The organism is Billgrantia ethanolica (assembly GCF_021404305.1).
GTDB classification, from domain to species: Bacteria; Pseudomonadota; Gammaproteobacteria; order Pseudomonadales; family Halomonadaceae; genus Halomonas; species Halomonas ethanolica.
The window spans coordinates 1-559 of sequence record NZ_JABFTX010000015.1; the positions used below are offsets into that span (position 1 = coordinate 1).

Sequence of the window (559 nt, forward strand, 5' to 3'; positions counted from 1 at the left end):
CGCGCAAGGCCATCGCCGTGGAGCGCCTCAAGGAAAACCCCGAGAACTGGGGCGTCAGCCATGACCAGCTTCAAAAAGGGGAGTTCAGGGAGCGGGCCGCCAAGAGCCCGGCCGAGCTGCGCACGGCCATCGATGAAGCCTATCGTTTTCTGATCTACCCGGGGCGCGATGGTGGCCGCGTGGTGGTGCGCGATCTGGGTAAGCGGGGCGCCGGCCCCACCGCAGGTGGCTCCAGCGGCCTGCACCTGGAAGATGCCATCCTCAAGCAGCTAGCCGAGGAAGGCGAACTGATCACCGAGGAACGTGCCTCCACCGCAGAAGCGGCGACGCTGCTCGGCAAGCTGTTCTTCGAGAACCAAAAGCAGGTCAATGTCAGTGACCTCGTTGAGCGCTTCGCCACGCGCCGTAACTGGCCGATCCTGCAACGTCCAGCGCTGCTGGCCACCGTGCTGGTAGAAGGCGCCAAACGTAGCAGCTGGTGTCTGGGCCACATGCCCGACAAGAAGGCCCACAAGCCCGATGCGCTCTATCACAAGGACAACCCGCCGCCGCTGACGGT

At 64.6% G+C, this 559-nt stretch carries 1 protein-coding gene; it reads left to right on the forward strand.

Features of this window, described 5'->3' with window-relative positions:
• On the forward strand, positions 1–559 hold a 559-nt coding region (locus tag HOP53_RS21295; RefSeq protein ID WP_234271865.1), incomplete at both ends, for a hypothetical protein.